The 14,789-nt window shown below is 35.6% G+C and carries 17 protein-coding genes and 5 pseudogenes; 12 read left to right on the plus strand and 10 right to left on the minus strand.

The window, feature by feature from the left end; translation table 11 throughout:
- Positions 1 to 295: 295 nt before the first annotated feature.
- Positions 296 to 685: pseudogene (locus Q3W56_RS09180) on the minus strand (YybH family protein).
- A 143-nt stretch (positions 686 to 828) separates the two neighbouring features.
- On the opposite strand from Q3W56_RS09180, the gene Q3W56_RS09185 reads away from it, so the two are divergent.
- Positions 829 to 1,677: a pentapeptide repeat-containing protein gene (locus tag Q3W56_RS09185; RefSeq protein WP_302895237.1), complete on the plus strand. Its 849-nt coding sequence runs from the start codon at positions 829 to 831 to the stop codon at positions 1,675 to 1,677.
- Positions 1,678 to 1,694: 17 nt separating this feature from the next.
- Positions 1,695 to 2,129 carry a GNAT family N-acetyltransferase gene (locus tag Q3W56_RS09190; protein ID WP_302895281.1) on the plus strand — a complete coding sequence of 145 codons (435 nt, stop codon included), beginning with the start codon at positions 1,695 to 1,697 and terminating at the stop codon, positions 2,127 to 2,129.
- 51 nt (positions 2,130 to 2,180) lie between these two features.
- On the opposite strand, the pseudogene Q3W56_RS09195 reads toward Q3W56_RS09190, so the two are convergent.
- Both Q3W56_RS09195 and Q3W56_RS09200 read right to left on the minus strand, forming a co-directional pair.
- Positions 2,181 to 2,452, minus strand: a pseudogene (locus Q3W56_RS09195) (LysR family transcriptional regulator); the annotation flags it as partial.
- A gap of 136 nt (positions 2,453 to 2,588) precedes the next feature.
- The gene (locus Q3W56_RS09200; RefSeq protein ID WP_302895238.1) at positions 2,589 to 3,404 is read right to left on the minus strand and encodes an AAC(3) family N-acetyltransferase; all 816 of its coding nucleotides are present in this window, start codon (positions 3,402 to 3,404) and stop codon (positions 2,589 to 2,591) included.
- A gap of 387 nt (positions 3,405 to 3,791) precedes the next feature.
- On the opposite strand from Q3W56_RS09200, the pseudogene Q3W56_RS09205 reads away from it, so the two are divergent.
- Positions 3,792 to 4,111, plus strand: a pseudogene (locus Q3W56_RS09205) (winged helix-turn-helix transcriptional regulator).
- Between the two features lie 176 nt (positions 4,112 to 4,287).
- Here Q3W56_RS09205 and Q3W56_RS09210 read toward each other — a convergent pair.
- On the minus strand, positions 4,288 to 4,740 hold the full coding sequence (locus Q3W56_RS09210; protein ID WP_302895239.1) for a MarR family transcriptional regulator: 453 nt from the start codon (positions 4,738 to 4,740) through the stop codon (positions 4,288 to 4,290).
- 118 nt (positions 4,741 to 4,858) lie between these two features.
- Between Q3W56_RS09210 and Q3W56_RS09215 the strand changes: the two genes are divergently transcribed.
- Together Q3W56_RS09215 and Q3W56_RS09220 are read left to right on the plus strand one after the other, a co-directional pair.
- On the plus strand, positions 4,859 to 5,284 hold the full coding sequence (locus Q3W56_RS09215; RefSeq protein WP_302895240.1) for a GNAT family N-acetyltransferase: 426 nt from the start codon (positions 4,859 to 4,861) through the stop codon (positions 5,282 to 5,284).
- The gene (locus Q3W56_RS09220) at positions 5,281 to 5,871 is read left to right on the plus strand and encodes a YczE/YyaS/YitT family protein (RefSeq protein WP_302895241.1); all 591 of its coding nucleotides are present in this window, start codon (positions 5,281 to 5,283) and stop codon (positions 5,869 to 5,871) included. Before Q3W56_RS09215 ends, Q3W56_RS09220 begins: the two co-directional genes overlap by 4 nt.
- 197 nt (positions 5,872 to 6,068) lie before the next feature.
- Here the strand turns inward: Q3W56_RS09220 and Q3W56_RS09225 are convergent, their stop codons facing one another.
- From Q3W56_RS09225 to Q3W56_RS09245, 5 genes are all read right to left on the minus strand, one after another.
- The gene (locus Q3W56_RS09225) at positions 6,069 to 6,494 is read right to left on the minus strand and encodes a MaoC family dehydratase (RefSeq protein ID WP_019716366.1); all 426 of its coding nucleotides are present in this window, start codon (positions 6,492 to 6,494) and stop codon (positions 6,069 to 6,071) included.
- A 1,296-nt stretch (positions 6,495 to 7,790) separates the two neighbouring features.
- Positions 7,791 to 8,348 (minus strand): P-loop nucleotide/nucleoside kinase family protein, encoded by a 558-nt coding sequence (locus Q3W56_RS09230; RefSeq protein ID WP_302895242.1) that lies wholly within the window; start codon positions 8,346 to 8,348, stop codon positions 7,791 to 7,793.
- A gap of 260 nt (positions 8,349 to 8,608) precedes the next feature.
- Positions 8,609 to 9,109, minus strand: a complete 501-nt coding sequence (locus tag Q3W56_RS09235) for an NUDIX domain-containing protein (RefSeq protein ID WP_302895243.1) — start codon at positions 9,107 to 9,109, stop codon at positions 8,609 to 8,611.
- A 40-nt stretch (positions 9,110 to 9,149) separates the two neighbouring features.
- Positions 9,150 to 9,329: a response regulator aspartate phosphatase gene (locus Q3W56_RS09240; protein ID WP_302895244.1), complete on the minus strand. Its 180-nt coding sequence runs from the start codon at positions 9,327 to 9,329 to the stop codon at positions 9,150 to 9,152.
- A gap of 336 nt (positions 9,330 to 9,665) precedes the next feature.
- A complete protein-coding gene (locus tag Q3W56_RS09245) occupies positions 9,666 to 10,976 on the minus strand; it encodes a hemolysin family protein (RefSeq protein ID WP_302895245.1) in 1,311 nt (436 codons plus the stop codon).
- Between the two features lie 278 nt (positions 10,977 to 11,254).
- Between Q3W56_RS09245 and Q3W56_RS21000 the strand changes: the two are divergent.
- The 4 genes and pseudogenes from Q3W56_RS21000 to Q3W56_RS09260 form a co-directional block, all read left to right on the plus strand.
- Positions 11,255 to 11,398, plus strand: a pseudogene (locus Q3W56_RS21000) (DUF255 domain-containing protein); the annotation flags it as partial.
- Positions 11,399 to 11,419: 21 nt separating this feature from the next.
- Positions 11,420 to 11,686 (plus strand): annotated as a pseudogene (locus Q3W56_RS21005) (ATP-binding cassette domain-containing protein); the annotation flags it as partial.
- Positions 11,679 to 11,906, plus strand: coding sequence for a hypothetical protein (locus Q3W56_RS09255; RefSeq protein ID WP_302895247.1), 228 nt, complete (start codon positions 11,679 to 11,681; stop codon positions 11,904 to 11,906). The pseudogene Q3W56_RS21005 and the gene Q3W56_RS09255, both read left to right, overlap by 8 nt.
- A complete protein-coding gene (locus Q3W56_RS09260; protein WP_302895248.1) occupies positions 11,866 to 12,264 on the plus strand; it encodes a hypothetical protein in 399 nt (132 codons plus the stop codon). Before Q3W56_RS09255 ends, Q3W56_RS09260 begins: the two co-directional genes overlap by 41 nt.
- 556 nt (positions 12,265 to 12,820) lie before the next feature.
- Here Q3W56_RS09260 and Q3W56_RS09265 read toward each other — a convergent pair.
- Positions 12,821 to 13,270: an AraC family transcriptional regulator gene (locus tag Q3W56_RS09265; protein ID WP_302895249.1), complete on the minus strand. Its 450-nt coding sequence runs from the start codon at positions 13,268 to 13,270 to the stop codon at positions 12,821 to 12,823.
- Between the two features lie 235 nt (positions 13,271 to 13,505).
- Between Q3W56_RS09265 and Q3W56_RS09270 the strand changes: the two genes are divergently transcribed.
- The 3 genes from Q3W56_RS09270 to Q3W56_RS09280 all read left to right on the plus strand — a co-directional run bounded on the left by Q3W56_RS09270 (position 13,506) and on the right by Q3W56_RS09280 (position 14,624).
- Positions 13,506 to 13,691 (plus strand): DUF255 domain-containing protein, encoded by a 186-nt coding sequence (locus Q3W56_RS09270; RefSeq protein WP_302895250.1) that lies wholly within the window; start codon positions 13,506 to 13,508, stop codon positions 13,689 to 13,691.
- Positions 13,692 to 14,029: 338 nt separating this feature from the next.
- A complete protein-coding gene (locus tag Q3W56_RS09275; protein ID WP_088680234.1) occupies positions 14,030 to 14,251 on the plus strand; it encodes a helix-turn-helix transcriptional regulator in 222 nt (73 codons plus the stop codon).
- Positions 14,238 to 14,624, plus strand: coding sequence for a DUF2178 domain-containing protein (locus Q3W56_RS09280; RefSeq protein ID WP_302895251.1), 387 nt, complete (start codon positions 14,238 to 14,240; stop codon positions 14,622 to 14,624). Before Q3W56_RS09275 ends, Q3W56_RS09280 begins: the two co-directional genes overlap by 14 nt.
- Positions 14,625 to 14,789: the final 165 nt, after the last annotated feature.

Raw genomic sequence — 14,789 nt, forward strand, 5'->3', positions numbered from 1 at the left:
TGTTAAAATAACATCATTTTTATCCTTGACTCCAACCAAAGGTAAGGCCTCATAGTGAAAGAAGAAAGAAGGAATTGGATTGTGAAATTAACAGTAAAAGAACTTTCCCAAATTGCGAAGGAGACATACTCCCGAATTACGTATGGATGTGGAACTAGTACTTTGTGTCTGCCAGCATTAAACCGATAAGGACATATTCTGATGTCGTCATACAGATTCATCGGAGTCACCTTCCCTAGGTCAGCTGAATGAATTATTATATGCAGGAATGGCACACCGAAGACATATCTGGACGCTAAACACCAATTAAATCCGTACCATATGAATTATCGATTGCACAAAGCCACTCGCCTTTGCGCATTCTTCTTAAACACATAGGTCGCCCTTCTTTCCATCGCATATTCGGAATTCGTTTTTTCCGAATCAAGCAGTGTCTGAGAAAGAACGAGTACAATGTCGCCTGCTTCCAAAATGATCATATCCCCTTGTGTCGGGACCATATGATGATTGAAATAGTCCGCGATCGCCATAAACGCCTTTTTGATTTCTTCTTTGCCTCGTGCGATCATGCTGGGCTTCACAACTAAAATGCTTCTTCCTTGTAGTAATTCATTAGTGTATCAAAATCTTCATTTTTGATTGCCAAATCACATGCAGAGATGATGTCTTTCACTCGCTGTTCCAAAAGGATCCCCCCAATCATTCATGATTGGATATATTATACATCTTTTGACCCGCTAGAACCGTGAAAAAATGAAAATTATCCCTATTTCCTGTATAATCAAATAGAATATCTAACAAAGTTCCCAAGTGAAGGGGTGGACGATATTGACTGCGGAAATAACGTTGCATGAAAGTATACATTATGATTTAAGCGCGGATTGCCAGCATTGCTTTGGCCTATGCTGTGTCGCCTTGCCTTATGCAAAATCAGCTGATTTTGCTTTTGATAAAGGCGGGGGCACGCCTTGCCTCAACTTACAATCAAACTATCAATGTTCTATACATAAAGACCTCCGAGAAAAGGGGTTTCGAGGCTGTTCTGCTTATGAATGCTTTGGCGCCGGCCAGAAGGTGTCCCAAATCACTTATGAGGGAAAGGATTGGCGAAACAACCCGGAAACAGCCAACGAGATGTTTGACGTTTTTCCTATCATGCAGCAGCTGCACGAAATGCTCTGGTATTTACATGAAGCGCTTTCTATAGAGACGGTCAAACCGATTCATCGCGAGCTGCGAACCTGTTTCGAAAAGATAAACAATCTCACCAGACTCAGCAAGGAAAAGCTGCTGACACTGCAAGTACACGAGCACCGAGCTGAGATCAATGAATGGCTGTTAAAAACGAGTGAACTGGTGCGCGCTCAAGCACGCAATCCAAAACGCCCGAAAAAAGTCGGCCGGGGAAGTGTCCTGATTGGCGCGAAACTGAAAGGGCTCGATCTAAGAGGAGCAAACCTAAGAGGGGCACTGCTCATAGCTGCCGATCTGAGAAATGCAGACCTGAGAATGTCAGACTTTATCGGTGCAGATGTAAGAGATGCTAATCTTAGCGGCGCCGACCTGACCGGTAGCATCTTTCTGACGCAGGCACAGGTGAATGCCGCAAACGGCGATTCAAACACAAAGCTTCCGCCGTCTCTACAGATGCCTGCCCATTGGGTCACAAACCGATGAAAAGAGAGGATCGCCTCCTGAATGTGAAGAGAATAACGTCAGAACATGACTTACATACAGCATTTGAAATCAGACAGTCAGTATTTGTTGAGGAACAAGGCTGTCCTGTTTCCGATGAATTCGATGAGTTCGATACACTCCGCGAAGATTGCCGGCACATCCTCGTTTATCATAAGAATGAACCTGTTGGCACTGCACGTGTCCGTATCGTTGATTACGTGGGCAAACTGGAAAGAATCTGCATTCTGAGACCTTATCGCAAATGCGGGCTGGGCAAAGTGATTGTCGATGCGTTGGAACGTATTGTGAAAGAACAAGGCAATTCTTCATTCAAACTGTACGGCCAGACACAGGCGGCAGGCTTTTATGAAAAACTCGGCTACCAGACAGTAACAGAAGAATTTATGCTGGATGGCATTCCGCATGTGCTGATGACAAAAGAATACTTGTGAAGTTTGTAAAACCAAATAACAGCTGCTATTTAAATAGAAAAGGGGTGAGCGTTACACACACTCCTTTTCACGATGATCCTCAGCACACCGCCTCACGAATCGATGTAAAACAAGCTCCGCAAAACCCTCCGTGACAGGCAGCTGCCATTCTTTCTTTTTGATTAACATATGAGAATAAAGCGGATCAAAAGTTTCAGCATGAATTTTTAGCATCACGCCTCCGCTTCTTCTTTCACTGTGATATAAGGCAAAACAGAAAATCTAATCCTGCTCATGACCGTTTGTTTGATCACTTCGATTCTCAACAGATCCATGTCGAGGAAAGCCCATAAAAAGAAAAAGAACCGGTGCACTCTGCCCGATTCTATCCGTTTATATAAGTGACCCCGTTCAGAACCTCATTGAGACATCAGAGTATCTTTACATTCTCTTTCTAAACATAACAAGTGAGTTGGTGTGTTAACTCATCTTTTTATTATCATAATTTTTTAACCATATCTCTGCAAAATCGACTGCTTTCTTAAGAGAAAAAAGCCGGCAACTTGCCGAACCAACCTTTCCAGTTAAAATTTGATTTTCTTTCTCGAAGTCTTCGCCAATAACACCGAATAATTCCTCTCGAAATTCTAATTCCTGATACTCTTTCCAAACTCTTTTCCCTTCAATTACTACAGGTGCCCCCTTGCTTAAAATGTTTTGATAAGGAATCCTATATTCAGCCAGATGGAAACAAGTATTGCTGTCAAAAGGGGCTCCCAACAGTAAAACATACGATTGAAACTGATACAGTTTCCCAAGAGGTGATTGTTCACCTAGTCCAAAATGTAAACTTTGGCAGTCAAGAATTTGATTTTTTCCTTTCCCCCAAGCTGTAAAAGAATAGTTTGGATGACTGCTCCTTATAACACCTGGAAATTTCCTGAACACTTCTGCTATTCTGCCCATTGCACTTGTGGTTGGTGTATAATCCGCACTGTATGCCGGCATGGTTTTTCTTATTAAATTCCACCATTCCCTTTGAACAGGAGGATTTTGCCATTCTGATGGGTCCGATAATTCCACAGACTGAGAAGGCATCACGATGGTGCCTTCCTCTGTCACAACATCCATTAATGATTGAATAACAGCAATCTCTCCGCCATTTACCCACCCAATTGATGATAAAGAGGAATGCACTAGTACAGTCATTCCTTTTTTTAATCCTAAAGCTTTTAAGTCTTCTGCTATTGATTGTCTAGTTCTTGGCAAACTTGTATTCTCGATTATTGATTTCATTCTTATACAGCTCCAGTTTTAAGATGTAAGGATTTTTTCTGACTCTCTATTAGAAATTTTCATAAGAATATCAGTGCATTTACAACTAAACAACGATAAAAATTTACGGCATATTCATCTTTATATGTTTTATTTCATTCTCATTTTTCACCTTTTACTTTATTATACTTTTTTAGCCCATAACCTTAACACTTAGTTTTTATACAATTCTTTGTTATAAAGAGACACTTCAAGTTCAAGTTCACATTGAAAGACATATTCTGATAACTGTCTCAAGTTCATGCACCCCACTCCCTTTAGAAATTTTTTGTTATCATTACTGTAATACATCTTCGTTAATTATGTAATCACGCACAAACTTGTAACTTACATTCTGAGGTGACAAATATCAGAAACTGGTTATTTGGCGCTTGCAATGTAAAAGTAAAAAAGGCTTGTCCCGTGGAACTGACGCTGCATATTATCGGCGACAATGGAAAGGAATTATCATCGATATCCTGTCTCACACATCAGTCAGATTTAATGAGCTGAAACGATTCATACCATGCATTACACAAAGAATGCTGACGCTGCAGCTAAGAGAACTGGAAGCAGATGGCGTTGTGAAGAGAAATGTAGAGAATACTGTCCCCAAGAAGGTGGAGTATTCTCTGACAGAACTAGGTGAAAAGCTTTCTCCAATTATTGCATCCATGAGGAGATGGTGAAATGAATTTATGAGTAAAAATGAATGAAAATAACTTTATAGATTTTACAGAAACAGAGGAATTTCCTTTTAAGTGAACGGAACATTTTCAAGGTTAATTATCTTGAAAATGTTCCCACAATGCATGAATCAGATGCCGGTTCTCGCCGACTCGGCTCGATATACTAATGTTGTCCATTAATAATCCCTTTTGTTCCCCTTCTTCACATATTCCCAATCCCGCTCTATGTTTTTCCTAACTCTATGAAGGAGTACAGAAATTGTTTCCTTTTCCTCAGCAGTAAAACCAGACAAAGCTACTTCCGCGGAATGTTCTCCTTCTCTTCTTAACAATGGATACACCTTTTTCCCTCTCTCAGTCGGGAACAACTTTTTTATTTTTTTATTTTGCTCATCCGGCAGTTTTTGTATAAATCCCTGCATTTCCAGCTTCTTAATGGCCCGCGCAGCTGTTGTTCGGTCCACTTTTATCATTTCCGCCAATTTTTCTTGAATAATTCCCGGATTTTCGTATATACGTACGAGATAGAGATACTGCCCTCTTGTTAAGTCCAAATCTTTAAATTCAATATTGCTTATGGAATCTAACGCTCTTGCTATCATGCCGATCTCACGCAAAATGTCATTCATTCCTAAAACCCCTCACATATTTTTGTTGTAATTACAACAAAATTGTTTTAACCTTACTAATATAAGACCACATGCATGCTGTACAGTCCAGACTAATATCAGAAAGGATTGATCAATGATGAATATAAAAAGAATAACAACAGAAACTGATTTACATGTTGCTCTAGATAGGAGAAGAATGGTATTCGTTGAGGAGCAGCATGTATCTGAATCGGATGAATTCAATGAATGTGATACGATCCAAGAACAATGCTGGCATGTCTTGGTATATCATGAAAATCAGCCCGTTGGCACAGGCCGTGTGCGCATCGTTGACCATACAGCAAAGCTGGAAAGAATCTGCATTCTAAAACCTTACCGTAAGTACGAATTGGGAAAAGTCATTAGTGGAGAGCTAGAAAACATCATGAAAGAAAAAGGAATAACTAAAATTAAGCTGCATGGACAGACACAAGCAGCAGGCTTTTATAAAAAACCTGAATTTATGGAAGACGGCATCCCGCACATCTTGATGACAAAAGAAATATCGCGGAATATAACATGAAATATAGTTATTACGGATTAGGCATTCTCATATTAAGTTTGGGCATTTCTTTAACGATACAATCAGGACTGGGCACATCCCCCTTCGATGCCCTGTTGGTTGGTCTTTCAGAAGAAGTCGGTCTTACCGTGGGTAGCTGGGAGGTCCTTATTTCTGTGATCCTCTTAATCTGTAACTCTATCTTAACGAGAAAAAAGCCTATGTTGCTGGGGTTAGTTACAGCATTCATTACTGGGGTAGGCATTGACCTATGGTTGTATGTTGTAAAAAACACCATTTACCTTAACGGATTGTTTAGCAGACTGATTTGTTTCGGAATTGGTTTGGTGTTCATCGGTCTTGGAACAGCCTTCTATCTTCAGACAACATTTGCATCAACACCTATTGATCATTTAACACTCATTATTCGAGATCTCTCCAAAAGAACAATCTTATTCTCAAGAACATTGGTATATGCTCTTTTCCTAGTATTAGCTATTATATGTAAAGGCCCTATTGGCATCGGAACCCTTTTAACTGTTTGTTTAGGAGGCATGATCCTTCACTTTTTTATGCCTTTAGTTGAACGGCGTTTTTATAAAATATAGATTGCTTTTAATAAAAAAAGAGGTTCACTAAAAGACCTCTTTTTTTCTATATTTGCTATATTAGTCAAAGCCAATACTGATATAGGCAGAAAGTGACCAGTAGCTGAATTGTCTAAAAGTATTATTAAGACTATTTCAAATGACTTACCATAGGATCATAAGTAAATGAAGCAGCATATCATCATCTCGAAAGTGTTTTATCGTTTAATGAGTACTGATAACTCGCCTTCAAATACTTTTTCCTCTTTTTGATTATAGGTAGCTAACAATACAGTAAGTATCCCTGTTTGACTTTTATTTGGTTTTTTATCAATAACCTCGACTCTAGCTCTCAGTTTATCATTTGGATAAACGGGTGCTAAGAATTTTATATGATTCATGCCTGTTCCAGCAATAATATCGTCTTCATGACATCCTTCTTCAATCCAGAGCTTAAAAGTAATGGCTAGTGTTTGTATTCCAGAAGCAATGATCCCATTAAACCTGCCCTTTTTGGCTTTCTCTTCATTCACATGCATGTATTGAGGGTCATATTCTTCTGCAAAATTCATGACATTCTCTTTTGTTACTTCGAAAGATTTAGTTTGAAAAACCTGTCCAATAGTAAATTCATCTAACTTCACAGCTACACCCCCTAATTTGTTATTCTAATTTATTGTTCATCACTTTACCCATTAACATTCTAACATATCCAAGACCTCGCGGAGATAATCCCCTTTGCAAGGCTGGCGTAAAGTCTCCATAACCTATAATTACAGGTGAACATTCCATGTTGAGGGCTGAAATCGTTACCACCAATTTTTGAATTTACTGATCTTCGGAATTCTCGGGCTTAACTTAAAGGAGAATAATGAAACTTTCTAAGACAAAAAAAGGACAACATATCGCTGTTTTTTTCATTACAACAAATTTCTTTTATAATATTTGTTCTATTATCTATACTGACTAGCCTCGGTTATCCTATTCACATTGGTGGCAAGTATCTTAGATTCTATCTAATGCAAGGTAAAATTAAATTAACAAAAAAGACAGTTCAAGACTTTGTAAATCCCAAGTTTAAGGAAAGCGATAAGAGTGAGTTTAAAGAGAGTTTCAAGAAGAACAATGGTTCCAATTCAGAGTAAGAAAGAGGATATGAATGAGTGCCTACAGATAATTTAAAATTGCGGTTATAACTTTAACCCTCACTGCCGGCATTAACATTAAGAAAAGGTATGTAGACTTAGGGCATCTATATTTTTGTTATATAACTACATAAATTAGTGTGAGTGCGCTTAACTGTAACAATACTAAAATCACAGCAATAGATGGTAGATTTTTGCTTGTTTTATGAGGATAAACTTTATAAGCAATCCAATTACTAATCATCATAAATAAAAAAAGAAATATAAAAATAATATGTTTAGGCATAAAAATTCATTTTCCTTTCTATAATATTGAACATTTGCCTAGTAAAAATCTCTATAAAAACACTAAGCTATAAATGAATGTTGTTTAACAACACTTATTGCCAAAACAAATCAAGTGATTAATTATAATGTCAAATGCAATAGATGCCTCGTAAACGTTAAGTATTCACCTTGATAAATCACACGGCAATTACTTAATTTTTTCTGTTTGTATTTTTTGGTTTCTCATTGATAAAATTGAGGCACAGATAACAAATATGATCTGTAAGGTGATTCCGATTACCAATGAATAGTTAAGAACATTTTCTAGTGCAAAACCTGCTATAAAAGACCCTTCAGATAACATAATGAACAAGACTACATAGTTCATCCTCCACTTCATAATTTACAGCACCTTTCTTTCCATTATTGTACTACTGATCGCAATCAACTTAAACTAACCAATAACATAAATTAAGAATAATTGGTATAGTTATACATAATAAACGTGCTAATGTATTTGCTACATCATCATGCAATAAGATAAGCTATTATTGACTCTATAGTTTTATTAAAGTTTAAAGAGCTTTCGAAGTATTGAAGTTTATACTTTTGGCATTCCTCCTTTATTCGGATACTATCTGTTTTCATCCTCTCTAATTCTGACTTGATCTGAACATGATCTAGATTTCTCAATCCGTCATTCTCTGTCATGCTAGAGTGAAACTTCATCTTTTCCACACTATTTTCTATATCTACTTCTGCTATTCCTATAAAACAGGTTTTAACATGCCCAGAATAGCGTTGCTCAAACTTTGTTACGTGACTAGGTATTAACTGTACACCTTCTATTATGTAATCTATTTTGTTCTCAACCATAGCTGTCATCAAAGGGTTGATTATCTCCCAGAGCCGCTGTCCATTATTAAAATCTTCATTAGTCGGATGAATTCCCATTTCTGGTACCCCATTCGCGATCCCCATCATTAAATAGTCTAATGAGAAATAAGGGATTCCTGTTTCTGCTAACATTCTTTTTGCTGTAGTTGTCTTCCCACTCCTTGAAGAACCACCTATAAGATATAACATATTTCATCTCTCCTAAATGAATATGACAAGTTCGTATAGCTATACAATTATCATGACGTATTAGTCGCCATGCCAGTCTCTTTTGATTTTTTTCTGATCCTATATTTCAGGTGTGGAGGCCCATTCAATCCCGATGTTTGCATAAAGTGACATTCATTTTGTGTATAAAATAATCACTGATACTGCATCAAGAATAAAAAAACAAAAAAGACAATGGAAATGATAATTAACTTAACGAATAAAAGCAAGGTCTTTCTGTGCTAAAGCATCTTCCAACCACCTAGGGTGCGTTGGCAATAGATTATCTGGTAACTCGTGAATATTAAATACCTAATTTCTAAGGCCTCCTCTGTGGATTTCTTCAATGTCCCTCCAATCACTTCACATTGAAAACAGTTGGTAATAAATTGACTGACTCTTCCGTCAGGGTAAATAAATGTCTGTGAGCTTGGATCTGAATAAACTCCTCTCATTTTAGAAACTTTAACAGTTAATCCGGTTTCCTCTTTTATTTCTCTTATTATCGCTTGTTCAGCTGATTCACCAGGTTCCACATGTCCTGAAGGGATACCCCATAGACCATTATCAGCACGCTTCATTAATAAAACCGAACTTGATTCTTTGATTATTATTCCAGCGACTCCAGCTTTAACTTGTTCTGTCCATTGATAAGGTGGTTTCTTACGCACTTCTATCTTAACTTCACTATTAAACAAGTACGGCAATTCTTTTATAAACAGAAAAAAGAGGAGTAAACACATGGTTTACTCCTCTAACTTGGTCTCATCACCTTTTACTTCTTCATAGTCTGGTGTTTTCTTCGATAGACCGAACTTCTTCAACGTCTTTTGATCTCAAATAAATTAACATTAGTTCATGTCTAAAATCTAAAAGTTGATAATACAGGAGGACATCTTGCATCATTTCAACTTCTTCTAAAGATTCAATTTCTGATTTCTTCTTTTGGGCTTCTTCAATCATATTTTTCTTTAAGGTTTATACCATGAATTCAACTTAGATATTAAAACTTCATAGGGAATCCTTTCTTTTTTTATAGATGTATGGTCCAAGCAAGTCTCACCCGACAGTTTTACAAAATTATTTAATATTACATTAATTGTGTTATGTCAGATCAAAAACCCATTTACCATTCTTAATGTAAAAAGGTACATTTAGGCTACATGCAAGCAAATTAATTGCGTTTTTTTGCGGTAATAGCAATACTTTTGTGGCTTGATAAGATATTGCAATGAAGAAAAAAATTAAAAGAGGATAACAAAAGTTATCCTCAGCTTTGAATATTTAAGTTCTTGCTTTTTATGATATTTTTTTGTTTCGTTTTACCTCTAAATAATGAATATGCCGCCCGTCTATTTTGTGCACTTTAAACACATATCCTGCGGCTTCTATTTCAGAACCAAGTTCGGCATCGATATTTTGAGTCATAAACCAGCCGCCTATTGTATCCACCTCAGTACTCGCTAACGCGGTTTCCAAAAGTTCATTTACATCCTCGATAAGAACTTTTGAATCTAAAATATAATGATCATCATTTATTTTTCTAATATCAGACACTTCATGTTCATCAAATTCATCTCTGATGTCGCCTACTATTTCTTCAAGAATATCTTCAACAGTGACTAAACCTGAAGTTCCGCCATATTCATCCACTAGAATAGCGATATGAGTTCGCTCTCTTTGCATTTTCACTAATAAGTCATGGATCGGAACCGATTCAATCACATGGATGACAGGATTGATATGATTTTCTAATTTGAAATGATCTTTTGTTTTCTGGTCTGTATCAATATAAGCTGACAAGAACTCTTTGGCGTTTATAAAACCAATAATGGTATCTTTATCACCATTCAAAACCGGATACCTTGTATAGCTCTCTGTCTTAATGGTTTTAACGACAGATTCATAAGAATCCTCGATAGAAATCGCTAATATTTCTCTTCTTGGAATCATGATTTCTTTAGCGATTCTTTCATCAAATTCGAAAATGTTATTGACATACTTTAACTCATTTTTATTGATTTCGCCGCTTTTATAGCTTTCAGACAGTAAGATGCGCAGTTCTTCTTCAGAGTGAGCAAGTTCATGTTCTGACGCAGGTTTTAACCCGAAGAGTCCGACGATAAATCGGGCTGAACCATTTAAAAGCCAGATAAAAGGGTATAAGATACGGTAAAACCAGATAATTGGCTTTGCTGTTAAAAGAGTGATCGCTTCAGCTTTTTGAATTGCAAGAGTTTTGGGAGCAAGCTCACCGACTACTACATGCAAAAAGGTTGCCATGACAAAAGCAATGACTAAAATCAATACATGTGAGACGGGTTCACTTACATGAAAGTAAGCAAATAAGGGGTGCAAAATCACTTCAAAAGTCGACTCTCCAACCCAGCCAATCCCTAACGCTGTGACAGTGATTCCCAGCTGACAGGCTGACAAATATTCGTCCAAATGAGTAACGACTTTTTTTGCTGATACAGCACCTTTTTTGCCCTCTAATATGAGTTGATCGATTTTCGAAGTTCTAATTTTTACGATCGCAAATTCAGTTGCAACAAAAAATGCGGTTAACACAATTAAAATGGCAAATATAATAAGATTAATCGTTGTCAATAGTTTGCCTTACTAAGTAAGGCGAACACCTCCTGTATAAAGATCTTCTTTACATATTCCTTAATATTAATACTTTAAACATACAATAACCAAACAAAAACATTTTAGTTCCATTTATTCTAAATATATAACACTTATAACACAATTATAAGTTCATCAGAACCTAAAATCAATTAAAATTATTTAAATTAATCTGTATGAGAATTTTTTTTTCTGATTGTGATAAGTTAGTATTGAGTATTGTTTATCAAAGTCAAACTAAGAAAGAAGGTGATCCCATGCCCACTAACAATAAACCCAATAGATTAATCGCTGAGAAGTCTCCATATTTACTTCAACATGCTCATAACCCTGTGAATTGGTTCCCTTGGGGAGATGAAGCATTTGAAAAAGCGAAACGCGAAAACAAGCCTGTTCTCGTTTTAGACCCTACTTCAAATTTAAAAGTAAAAAAGTTCTCTTTAGGTATGAAGCAGAGATTAAACATTGCCCAAGCAATTTTTGAAAAACCAGATATCTTATTACTTGATGAGCCGACAAACGCAATTGACGAAAAAGGTGTTGAATTGGTCCATAAAATCCTTTTGGAAGAAAAGGCGAGAGGCGCAACTATTATTATTGCAAGTCATCATAAAGAAGATATTGTCTCTTTATGTGATTGCACACTAAAAATGAATGAAGGTGTATTGGAGGCTTTAAATAATGAATAAGTTTAAAACCACCGTCTTTATAATAATAGCCTTGGTATTTGTGTTATACTTTGGCTACTCTTTTGTTATGAGTAAAATTGAAAAAAGTAATCCCATGGCAGTAAGTAAAGCAAAAAACTATACTCTATCAGAAGGTGAGTATAAGGCTGGTGATGATATTATGCCTGGGTTTTATGATATTGAAGCTTTGGATGATAACATGGTTTATATATATTCCTGATCAGTCAATTCTAATAATTGAAGGAAAAGGGAATATTAAGCTCTCTCCAGCAAAATCTGAAAAAATTGCTAACCAAAATGATATCTATAATATTATTCACTCTGGTTTTTATGTAGTAGGTAAACAAATACCTGCTGGAAAGTACGAAGTTAGTTACATTACTGAGAATAACAAAAAAACAACAAGTAAACCTTTTGTTCAGGTCTTACCTGAGTTTAGAGGAACTCCTAAAAAATCAATCAATTTGGAAAATGATAAATCTTACACAATAACACTTGATAAAGGCAATATACTAGAAATTAAGAAAACAATGTTTGAGGAAGACAATAACATCAAAATTAAACTTAAATTAGTGTAAATTTTATGTCATAGTGTTAATAAAACGGAGTAGAATTTTCTCTACTCCTCTAACTTTACCTCTTATTCCTCTTTTCATATAATCCAAAATATTTCTTTCGGTTATGACATTACCTTCTGTTCTATCGTACCCGTAATCTAGTTTTTTTATCCAGAATCTATTCGTTTTTGTTACTGTTACCCCTGAGAAGAAAAAAATTATGAAAAAGTGAAACGCGAATACAATCGGATTCTGGTCAGCATCGGTTGCCATTGGTGACATGTCTCTAAGAATATTCAAAAAGGCAACCAGTTTCAGTTGCCTTTCAATAAATTTAATGCGAATTTTTGGAAACCTAAGTTTAAAAACTTTTCTCTAACCTATGACCCTAAATATCTTCCTCAGACATGTCAAAACCACACTCAGGATAACGTTCAGGTGGGACCACTGCTTAAACTTCAAACATCATATCTGTGTCATTTTCTTGTGGTGGTTCAATTGCAGTTAGATCTGAAATACATAGTAGGCCTAATGTTGTTCGTCCTTTAAATAGAAGGTAGGAAATGTCCCTGCTTCCTTACTGTATAGGAATTAATATTTCACACAAATGACTATCAATCATTTGTGGAGTATATCTTTCTATAATTGGTTGTTCTCTTATTGATAGATTATTTCTTTCTATCTCAGAAGAAATATTGCCCCAAAAGTCTCTGACTGCCTCTTTTGTATGGTCAAGCAAGAAAACAGCGTATTTCCCACCAGAAAATTCTCCAACATGAGCTGGTTTTTTCACATTGAAATCTTTATTTATAACAACACAAACATCATAACGACATTCCTCTTTAGGAGTAATCTCTGGGTTATCTTGCGGTATGCCTAAAATTGTAGAATTATCAAATACATCATTCAATTTTGCCCACTTTTTAAAAGTCTCCATTAATTCTTTGTTTTGCTTTTCACCATACTCCCCAACATTTCTGAAATAAGCAATCCTTGATTCAGGTAATTCTTCAATAGTTATTTTCAAACTTTAATCCTCCTTTCTTAGATAAGGTAATTCCATTTAAAATGTTTTTCAAGTTATTTTTAAAAATATTCTGATTATAGTATAGTTTAATTAAGCCATTAGCCACTGTATATTCCGAAGATCCATAAAAAGAAAGAAGAGATTACCTCAAAAGGTCTCTTCTTCTCGTTTTTTGGTATATTAAATAATGTATAGACATACTGAATAAAAATTTGTATAGAAAGAAGGTGATTCCATGCCAACTAACAACAAACCCAATAGATTAATCGTTGAGAAGTCTCCTTACCTACTTCAACACGCTCACAATCCTGTTGACTGGTACCCGTGGGGAGAAGAAGCCTTCAACAAAGCAAAAAAAGAAAACAAACCTGTATTGGTAAGTATTGGTTACAGCTGTTGTCACTGGTGGCATGTTTTTTAGAACAGCCAATATGATAGACTCCATCTTTAGTCAGAACACCCTAACTAGCCTAATTCATTGTCGGTAAATGACAACATTAACGTTGTCTTTTTTTATACATAAAATTAATTACATAAATTAAAGTTCCATTATTAAAGCTCTTGAGCTTTGATATTATATTTACCTTCGCTCCTTGTTCAATTAATAATATTAAGAATCTGTCATCTCACACTAAAAACGAAAGAGATGACGGTACTATCCTTTTTTTTTAAAAAAACAAATGTAAAATATGTTTGACACAAAAAAGCCAATCATTTACGATGAATGTGTAAAACATCTTTTACAAAAAGGGAGCACTTATGGAAAACGTTATTAAACATGCAAGAAAAGAAAAAGGTTTTTCCCAAGAGCAATTGGCCAAAGCGTGTGGCGTTTCCCGTCAAACCATTAACGCTATTGAAAATAATAAGTATGATCCGAGTTTATCTCTTGCTTTTCAATTGGCCTATTGTTTAGGTGTAACAGTTGATCAACTATTTTTATTTGAATCAGAAGGGGATGTCAGAAATGAGAAAAATTGAAGTGTTTAGTTTGTTATTTCTAATCATTATTTCTTTATACTTCGGGGGAACAATACTGAGCTATTTTAAAATTGACGGGGCAACATTTGGAGTTACTGAATGGTTTTTATTGATTAGCTTGCTAGTAGCATGGGGCCAATTCTTTACATGGAGAACGAGAAATGAAGTAAAAAAAGATGAAATGGGCAAACAAATACTTAAAAAAAGTGCTCAAGTGAGCTATAACATCGTTATTATCACTTTATTTATACTTTGGATCATCGATTTCTTTTTCATTAATAACGGAAAGAACTATACATTATTTATCGCTTTATGTATTGCATATATAACTTATCCCCTAATCCAATTTATTTTGATAAAAAAACATATATAAGTGGATTTACATGAATTAACCTAACCCAATAATTTTAAAATACAAGAACATACCTGCATTATTTGGTATGTTCTCTCTAATACTTATTTTGTTGCACCCTACGTATTAATCGACAAAAAGTTTTGAAGTAATCATGACTTGCATTTGGTGTCATGTTTGTTAGAA

This window comes from Bacillus sp. C28GYM-DRY-1 (assembly GCF_030519405.1).
Taxonomy (GTDB): Bacteria; Bacillota; Bacilli; order Bacillales; family Bacillaceae; genus Bacillus; species Bacillus spizizenii_A.